This window comes from Methanospirillum sp., from assembly GCF_028679455.1.
Lineage (GTDB): Archaea > Halobacteriota > Methanomicrobia > Methanomicrobiales > Methanospirillaceae > Methanospirillum.
The window spans coordinates 1-8,064 of record NZ_JAJRBM010000290.1; the positions used below are offsets into that span (position 1 = coordinate 1).

Genomic DNA, 8,064 nt, shown 5'->3' on the forward strand with positions numbered 1-8,064 from the left:
CCATCCTCTTTTTTAAAATAAAACTCAAACAACAGATTAATATCCCTGATCTGCTGGGCTAATTCAAAGAGAATATTCCGGCTTTCATTGATCCCCATCCTGACCTCGCTGTCAGGGACTTTTTTTGCCAGTTCACGGAGTTTAACAGACTCTTCCTTGATTTCATCTACATGTTCGCCGAGTTCTTTCAGGTAATCTACAAATTTTTCTTCGATATTTACCCCAAAAAAAGCCTCCATGTGTTCAGACAATTCTGCCATGATTATTAGTCTGATTTGTCCGGATAAAAAACCTACATCCGGACCGATATCACCATTTGATTAAAATTTTCGTTTAGAGGCCAGAAAAATTATCCAGACCACAGGTATTTTACCTCCCAACCAGATTACTTAAGAATAATATGGAAGTCGATCCCCGATTATATTCACGTGGGGGTATCATTACCGAGCGTGATCCCGAACGATGCATCATTCGCCTCAGGATCCCCGCAGGTATGGCTACTCCCGAACAACTTATTGGTATCGGAAAAATTGCCCGTACCTATGGCGATGGTAGAGTACACCTGACTGTGCGTCAGACCATTGAGATTCCTGGAGTAGACCCAAACCGGATTGTACCGATGCTGGTTGCGCTGAAAGATAATGGAACTCCGCTGGGATCAGAACGACAGGAGATTGTGAATGTGACGGCCTGCATGGGGACTGATCATTGCAAATACGCAAATATCGATTCCCTGGCACTTGCCAAGGAGATAGACACAAAATTTTTCGGTAAGGAACTACCGGTAAAGATGCGAATTGCCATATCTGCATGCCCGAACGGATGTGCCAGCGAACGAATGAACGAGATAGGGATAACTGGTGTCAGGCAGCCATATCGCGATCATGATGCCTGCACCGGGTGTGGAACCTGCGAAAAATACTGTCGTGAACGGGCAATTATCATTAAGAGGGGGGCTGTAGATCTTGATACCAACCGATGTATGGAATGTGGGATCTGTGTCCTGCCCTGTCCATTCGAGGTTCTCAAAGCAAGTGAACCCCGGTTTCGGATCACCGTTGGCGGAAGAAGAGGACGGCATCCAAAAGTGGGCAGAGAACTGATAACAGTATCAGATCCTGAAAAAGTCCTCGAAATTGTAGGAAAGATCATCAAATGGGTCTATGAACTGGCCTCTAGTGACGAACTGCTCCCTGAACAACTTGATGAACTTGGGTTTAGTGAGTTCAAACAAACCATCAGGGACCAATATGAAGAAGTAAGAAACTGGCCGCCAGAACAGGATGAGGAATCAGATCTGCTTTAACAAACGAATTATGTAGAAGAAAAGGAGAAGATCATTCATGCAAAAGTACCAGTGCCTAGAATGTGCCTACATATATGATCCCGAAAAGGGAGATAAAACCCAGAATATCCCTCCTGGAACTCCATTTGAAAAACTCCCTAAAACCTGGGTATGTCCTGAATGTAAAGTCTCAATCCAGAAAAAGGGAGTCTGGGTCCCGAGAGACTAATACCTGATTTTCGTGGTAGGTATCCCCCATACTACCCGTAATATATACCCTTTTTTCTCCGAATATCTGGGCGCTCAATAAACCACCGCATAATAATGGTCAGATTAATACCTTGGATCCAGTTCTGAATAATGCCGGCAGGGGATATTAATAAAAAAATATATCCGAGTTTAATTAACAACAAAGTCTGGTTAAATTGTTACAAACACATTCTGGGCAGAATAAACCATGAAATGTAAAATCTGATACCATATTATTCATCCACCAATGTTCATCATGGTTTTGCGCCTCATACAGTAGGCCGAGAATTACTGTTTTTTTGTTTTGTGCCTATTCACCGGAAGTAAACCCCCCGCGAAAGGCCCGTATATCTTGTTTGTTAGGCAACAAAAATCCGGGCAATGAGAACCTTAATTAAAAAAAACCAACGCAATAAGTTAAAAAGTATTAAATTGCGTAAATAGTGCCTAACAATTGCAATAAATCGATGCGAGGGATTACTTCCTTTCCAAACAAGTGCCATGCCCAACTCTCATTTCAAACCGAAATGCTTATAGGTTAAAATCCCCATGACTCACAAAATACCGAAGTATTAGACCCAAATCCTTTATATTCCCCACGTTGACCGTTATTTAATCGGGATAGATCTGCAGTACTAACGCTCTTGGATTTTTGATCAATTCAGATCAGGATCCTGTTATTGAGAAGAGCCCTCTGCTGCATATCTGAACCGGATCTACAATCGGGGTGCATTATGGTGAAAACCAGCACTTCGAATCTCTATGAACTCACCCACCCGGATAGTAATCCGGTCACGGGTGTTTCCTGGACGGAGCATCAGATGACGAAAAAGATAACTCTCAATCTTATCACCTGCCGGACCATCCAGCAGGGGGTGGGAATGGAGGCGGGAAAGACTTCGCAGAAGTACTTTGATGCAGCCTCTATCATCCACATGCATGAAGATGACATGAAAAAACTGGGTATTATGGCAAACAGTAATGTTCGTGTCACCAGCAAGGATGGAACAATAGTTGTTAAAGCAGTGCGAACTCGTGAGGATCTTGTACCAGGACTTGCACACCTCCCGATGGGTCCGTGGGCCAATGCTATTGTGTCTGCATATACCTACTCAACCGGAGAACCTTGTTTCAAGGGATTCCCCGTTGACATCGAACCTGCAGAGACAGAAAAGGTCATGGAAGCTGTTGAACTTGTTCAGACACTCTGCTATGGTCCGGACAGAAAACCCCCAGCGAGGCAGTAAAAATGACAAAAGTCGTAACCGATGTCGTGTGTCCATTCTGTGGAACACTCTGCGATGACCTTGCAATAACCGTTTCTGATGACGGAAAACAGATCATTGACTGCCAGAATGCCTGTGCAATCGGTGCAGAAAAGTTCCTTCATACCTCTGCCGGCCATGGCAGAATCACCCGTCCACGCAAACGCCAGCCAGATGGTTCATACAAAGAGATCACCTACGATGAAGCCATCGAATACACCGCCCAGATGCTGGCTAAAGCTAAGAAGACACTCTGGTACGGGTGGGCATCCACCAGTTGCGAAGCAATGGCAGTCGGGCACAAGGTTGCTGAAAAAGCAGGAACCATGGTGGATAACTGTGCAACCGTATGCCATGGATCGTCACTGCTTGCCATACAGGATGTCGGTGTCCCAAGTTGTACTCTCGGAGAAGTCAAGAACCGTGCAGACCGTGTCGTCTTCTGGGGATGCAACCCGGCTCACGCTCACCCCCGGCACATGTCCCGGTACTCAATCTTCCCACGTGGTTTCTTCACTACCAAAGGACACAAGGGAAGGAAGATCATCGTTGTCGATTGCCGGTACACAGACACTGCCAAGTGTGCTGATGAATTCATCCAGATCGACCAGTCCTACGATTATGAAGTTCTGGACGCATTCAGAACGGTTGCCCGCGGACATGACATTCCAGACGTAGTCGGTGGAGTTCCGAAAGAAAAGATCATTAAGGCCGTTGAAACCCTGAAGGAAGGAAGATTCGGAGTTATATTCTTCGGAATGGGACTTACCCACACACTCGGAAGAAACCACAATATCGACATCGCTATCAACCTGACCAGAGACCTGAACGACTTTACCAAGTTCTCCATCGTTGCCATGAGAGGACACTGGAACGTTACCGGTTCAGGACAGGTTCTCTCCTGGCAGTACGGATTCCCATACTGTGTTGACCTGACCCGCAGAACCCATGCCCGGTACCAGCCAGGTGACACTTCATCAGTTGATCTGCTCCGTAGAAAGGAAGTTGATGCCTGTATCTGTATCGCATCTGATATCGGAGCTCACTTCCCAATCGAAGCTACCAGACACATGGCACAGATTCCATCTGTCTGCATTGACCCGCATATCAACCTGACCACCGAGATCTCGGATGTTCACATCCCGGTTGCCCTGGTGGGTGTCGAGGTTGCAGGCTGTGCATACCGGATGGACAATGTTCCAATGGCATGCAGAAAGGTTGTTGATCCACCAGAGGGCATGTTAACTGATGAAGAACTCCTCGAAAAGGTCTATGTAAGACTCTGTGAAATCATGGGGGATTCATAAATGAGTGAAATTCTGATCAAGAACGGACATGTCTTTGATGTTGTCAGTGGCGTAAAAGGAGACGCAAAAGATATCGCCATCAAGGATGGCAAGATCGTAGACAAGGTCTCATCAAAGGCTAAGACCATTGACGCATCAGGAAAGACCGTCATGGCCGGAGCACTTGATATCCATGCCCATGTTGCCGGTCCAAAGGTCAACCTTGGCCGTTGGTTCCGTCCGGAAGACAAGTGGTACCGTGGCCAGATGCGTGGTGGGATTGTTAAGGAAACCAGCCGTATGGAGCAGGGATTCTCAATTCCTTCAGTATTCAGAACAGGATACTGCTACGGCCGAATGGGATACACCTTCGTAATGGAAGCAGCCATGCCACCACTCTATGCACGGCATGTCCATGAAGAGATCCACGACACTCCAATCATCGATGAGGCAGCACTTCCGGTATTCGGAAACAACTGGTTCGTCATGGAATATCTCAAGGAAAAGGATATTCAAAAGACTGCAGCATACATTGCCTGGCTCATGAGGGTGACCAAAGGGTACGGTATTAAAGTCGTCAACCCCGGTGGCACAGAAGCGTGGGGATGGGGTCTGAACTGTCTTGGCATCAACGATGAGGTTCCATACTTCGATATCACTCCGGCAGAGATTACCACCGGTCTGATCGAGGCCAACGAATACCTCGGTCTTCCGCACTCAGTTCACATCCACCCGAACAGTCTTGGTGACCCGGGCAACAATCCGGTAACCATTGACACCATGAAACTGGCTGCAAAATATAAGCCTAACAACAAGTTTGGTCGTGAGCAGGTTCTGCACATGACTCACCTGCAGTTCCACTCATATGGTGGTTCAGGCTGGGGAGACTTCTGCTCGGCATCCAAGGAGATCATGGATTACGTCAACAAGCACAAAGAGATCACCTTTGATACCGGAAACGTAACCCTTGACGAGACCACCACCATGACCGCAGACGGTCCGTTCGAACACCACCTCTGTGCACTCAACCACCTCAAGTGGTGTAACGTGGATGTCGAACTTGAGACCGGATCTGGTGTTGTGCCATTCATCTACAGTCCCAACGTCTTCCCCTGTGCAGTACAATGGGCAACCGGTCTTGAACTCGCCCTCCTTGCCAAGGATCCAATGCGGACTATGATCACCACCGATCACCCGAATGCAGGTCCGTTCACCCGCTACCCACGTGTCTTTAAGTGGCTCATGAGCAAGAAGACCCGTGATGAGCAGATGGCAGCATTCAAAAACAGCGGCAAAGTGGCAGATGCAACCATCCTGAACGAACTCGACCGCGAGATCACACTTTACGAACTCTCCCAGATGACCCGTGCAGCTCCCGCAAAGGCCCTGGGTCTTTCCAGTACTCGCGGAGGACTGGCCACCGGTATGGATGCAGATGTTGCAATCTATGATATCGATCCAACCAAGATGCCAACCGATCCGGAGACAATTGAAAAGGTGTTCTTAAACGCTTCATATCTCCTGAAGAACGGCGAGATTGTCATAAGCGACGGTCAGATCGTCTTTGAGAATCCAAAGAAGATGACATTCTGGGTCAATGCAAAAGCACCGGAAAACAAACAGGTTAACCGTGACATCAGGGAGAAATTCCTCAGATATTACACCGTTACCCAGGCAAATTACGAGGTTCCGGACTCATATGCACCCCATCCCTTTGTGATTGAAACTGAAGCAAATGTGTGAGGTATCAGGGATGAAAACAGTAACCATAACCATGAAAAATGTTCCCGATCTTTATCTCGAAGGAGATATGATCACACCGGATCAGTTTGCGGGAAAGACTAACGAAGAGATTGCTGCTCTCCGTACCTATGAGGGACGAGAGACCTACTGCCTCGGAGATAACTTTGAAATCAGCGGTGATGCAGTGGGTGCAACCCCTGCAGAAACCAAGATCATCGTTAAAGGCGACTGTACAAAGGTTAAGTACATTGGTATGAACATGACCGCCGGAGAAGTTGTTGTCGAAGGCAGTTGTGATATGTATACCGGTGGCTGGATGAAGGGAGGAAAACTCCACGTAAAAGGTAACGTGGATTCCTTCTCCGGACTTGGTATGGAAGGTGGCGAATTTACCGTCGATGGAAATGCAGGTAACTTTATCGGAGCCTCTTACCGTGGTGACTGGCGTGGAATGCAGGGCGGAGTCCTTCGTGTCAAAGGAAATGTTGGGAGTGATATCGGTACCTTCATGAATGGGGGCACCCTCATTGTCGAAGGAAATGCAGATGTCCACATAGGAACCCATGCTGAAGGGGGAACCATCATCATTAAGGGTAACGCCAACCGCAGGATTGGTGGCCAGATGGTGAAAGGAACGATCTATGTCTACGGTGACATAACCTACATGATGCCAGGATTTCAGTACACAAAAGACGTGGAACTTGAAGTCGATGGCGACAAGGCTGTCTTTGCCGAGTATATCGGTGACCTCGGAGAGCGTCACTCCAAGTCAAAGGGCCAGGTTGTATACGGTAAGATATACCGGAAGAAATAACACGATTCCTTTTTTTCAATAGCCACCGGTTCAGTATTGCCACGGGTAACTGCACAAAAAAAGAAACAGGATGGTCGTCGATATCCAGTTATGTCCGGATCATATCAATAAACGCTTCAACCCGTGTCCGGATCTGCTCAGTATCAGCCTGAGAGTAATCGGTTTCGATCTGCATAACCGGAATGCCTTTCTCTTTCATGGCTTTCGTGAGAATCCGCGACTCCACGTTATAGGTGTGGCAGCCAATCCAGGTGACGTCCACGATGCCGTCTGCATGATACTCGTCTGCAACTCTGGCAAGGATATCCATACGTTCGGTATTCGGACTCATACAGGAGCAGGGGGTTTTCAGGTATTTACGTGCAACGGCACGGACAAGATCCGGCTCATTGACATCAACATCGTGAAGATATTGTTTCATTCCTGCGCAATTCTCGATATACACGATAGCGGCACCTGACTCCTCGATTATCTTCAGAACTTTCTCTGAACCAAGCCCGGTCGGAACGCCGGTTACGATGATCCGTGGTGTGCCTTTTGGGAACGCACCGACACCATCTGCCTGCATCTTCTTTCCTTCCTCGATGACAGCCTTCAGATGGGTGTTGAACTCTTCAGGATCATAGGTGAAGTTCCGGGCCCATGTTACCTTGAGGAGATCAAGACCTGAAATTACAGGCGGATCTGCACGGTTCAGATCGGCAGCTTCTCTGATGAGTCGCCTCTGTTCATTCATCCGGTTGATGGCAGCCTTGAGTGAATCTGTTGTGATGGTGACACCGAGTCTCTGTTCGATCTCACTCTTGCACCGCTGAACCTCAGAGAACCAGTACTCATCCTGGGCTTTGCCGTTTGCACCCTGGGGCACTTCTAGAACGATTGTCGGCTTGAAGGTACTCATCAGTTCAAACATCTTCTTCTTGCCGTCACAGGTTGTTTCACCGATTATAAACTCTGCATTGACAAAGAACGGACATTTATCGGTTATTGCAAACCCATAACTCGATTTAATAAGTGCACAGAAGTTCCTAGGTAAATCTTTCTCACCATCAGCAATCGGTTCCTCTTTGGTTGCACAGAGTGCAACCGGAAATCCACCGGCTGCCAGAACAAGTTCCTGGGGTGCAAACACACAATAGAACCCGACTATTTTCACATTCTTTGCTTTCAGCCCGGCAACTTCTGCAGATGCCCGGGGCATTGCCTGATCAAACCATGCAAGTGATTCTGCTCTCATATAATCTCCAATACCATGATAGATAGAAATCGGGATCTGGAGCCCGATCGGATGTACTCATACCAATTTCCAGTTTATATTACTGACAAGAAAATCGGTCTTCCACGGGATCTATCTCACCAGTACAATCACTATTGTGAAGAATATGAACGCATACTCATATTTTTTTTAGGCAGTATTCAAAC

The 8,064-nt window shown here is 47.4% G+C and carries 7 protein-coding genes and 1 pseudogene; 6 read left to right on the top strand and 2 right to left on the bottom strand.

Annotated elements, in window-relative coordinates:
- Positions 1-260, bottom strand: a pseudogene (locus tag LUQ50_RS09800) (hypothetical protein); the annotation flags it as partial.
- 140 nt (positions 261-400) lie between these two features.
- Here LUQ50_RS09800 and LUQ50_RS09805 point away from each other — a divergent pair.
- The 6 genes from LUQ50_RS09805 to LUQ50_RS09830 all read left to right on the top strand — a co-directional run bounded on the left by LUQ50_RS09805 (position 401) and on the right by LUQ50_RS09830 (position 6,642).
- Positions 401-1,306 (top strand): 4Fe-4S binding protein, encoded by a 906-nt coding sequence (locus tag LUQ50_RS09805; protein WP_300039643.1) that lies wholly within the window; start codon positions 401-403, stop codon positions 1,304-1,306.
- 37 nt (positions 1,307-1,343) lie between these two features.
- The gene (locus LUQ50_RS09810) at positions 1,344-1,514 is read left to right on the top strand and encodes a rubredoxin (protein WP_300039645.1); all 171 of its coding nucleotides are present in this window, start codon (positions 1,344-1,346) and stop codon (positions 1,512-1,514) included.
- An 841-nt stretch (positions 1,515-2,355) separates the two neighbouring features.
- A complete protein-coding gene (locus tag LUQ50_RS09815) occupies positions 2,356-2,781 on the top strand; it encodes a molybdopterin dinucleotide binding domain-containing protein (RefSeq protein ID WP_300039656.1) in 426 nt (141 codons plus the stop codon).
- A gap of 2 nt (positions 2,782-2,783) precedes the next feature.
- The gene (locus LUQ50_RS09820) at positions 2,784-4,106 is read left to right on the top strand and encodes a formylmethanofuran dehydrogenase subunit B (RefSeq protein WP_300039647.1); all 1,323 of its coding nucleotides are present in this window, start codon (positions 2,784-2,786) and stop codon (positions 4,104-4,106) included.
- A complete protein-coding gene (locus LUQ50_RS09825) occupies positions 4,107-5,828 on the top strand; it encodes a formylmethanofuran dehydrogenase subunit A (protein WP_300039650.1) in 1,722 nt (573 codons plus the stop codon).
- Positions 5,829-5,838: 10 nt separating this feature from the next.
- Entirely contained in the window at positions 5,839-6,642 is an 804-nt protein-coding gene (locus LUQ50_RS09830; RefSeq protein ID WP_300039652.1) for a formylmethanofuran dehydrogenase subunit C, read from the top strand.
- An 88-nt stretch (positions 6,643-6,730) separates the two neighbouring features.
- On the opposite strand, the gene LUQ50_RS09835 is transcribed toward LUQ50_RS09830, so the two are convergent.
- Positions 6,731-7,879, bottom strand: coding sequence for a double-cubane-cluster-containing anaerobic reductase (locus LUQ50_RS09835; protein WP_300039654.1), 1,149 nt, complete (start codon positions 7,877-7,879; stop codon positions 6,731-6,733).
- Between the last annotated feature and the right edge of the window lie 185 nt (positions 7,880-8,064).

Coding starts and splice junctions, on each gene's coding strand:
- LUQ50_RS09805 (WP_300039643.1), top strand. CDS start 401: ATGGAAGTCGATCCCCGATTATATTCACGTGGGGGTATCATTACCGAG.
- LUQ50_RS09810 (WP_300039645.1), top strand. CDS start 1,344: ATGCAAAAGTACCAGTGCCTAGAATGTGCCTACATATATGATCCCGAA.
- LUQ50_RS09815 (WP_300039656.1), top strand. CDS start 2,356: ATGACGAAAAAGATAACTCTCAATCTTATCACCTGCCGGACCATCCAG.
- LUQ50_RS09820 (WP_300039647.1), top strand. CDS start 2,784: ATGACAAAAGTCGTAACCGATGTCGTGTGTCCATTCTGTGGAACACTC.
- LUQ50_RS09825 (WP_300039650.1), top strand. CDS start 4,107: ATGAGTGAAATTCTGATCAAGAACGGACATGTCTTTGATGTTGTCAGT.
- LUQ50_RS09830 (WP_300039652.1), top strand. CDS start 5,839: ATGAAAACAGTAACCATAACCATGAAAAATGTTCCCGATCTTTATCTC.
- LUQ50_RS09835 (WP_300039654.1), bottom strand. CDS start 7,879: ATGAGAGCAGAATCACTTGCATGGTTTGATCAGGCAATGCCCCGGGCA.